Below are 428 nucleotides of genomic sequence, written 5' to 3' on the forward strand. Positions count from 1 at the left end.
CTGACGCACTGGTCGAAGCGGATTCACTTGCACTTACTGAGGCACTTGTGGATGCAGACGTGCTTGCTGATACTGAGGCACTCGTCGAAGCGGATTCGCTGGCACTTACCGATGCACTCGTCGACGCGGATTCACTCGCACTTACTGATGCACTCGTCGATGCGGATTCACTGGCAGATACTGACGCACTTGTGGAGGCTGAGGTACTTGCAGATACGGAAGCGCTAGTCGATGCGGACGTGCTGGCACTTACTGACGCGCTCGTGGAAGCGGATGTGCTTGCACTTACTGACGCGCTAGTCGACGCGGACGTACTTGCACTTACAGATGCGCTCGTAGACGCTGATTCACTCGCACTTACAGAGGCGCTTGTGGATGCAGACTCACTCGCAGATACCGAGGCGCTCGTAGAAGCCGATTCGCTCGCA

1 pseudogene is annotated in these 428 nt (G+C 56.5%); it reads left to right on the forward strand.

The features are described from left to right. A pseudogene (locus AWH02_RS11095) lies at positions 1-428 on the forward strand (MSCRAMM family adhesin SdrC); the annotation flags it as partial.

It is taken from the genome of Streptococcus gordonii, assembly GCF_001553855.1.
Taxonomy (GTDB): domain Bacteria; phylum Bacillota; class Bacilli; order Lactobacillales; family Streptococcaceae; genus Streptococcus; species Streptococcus gordonii.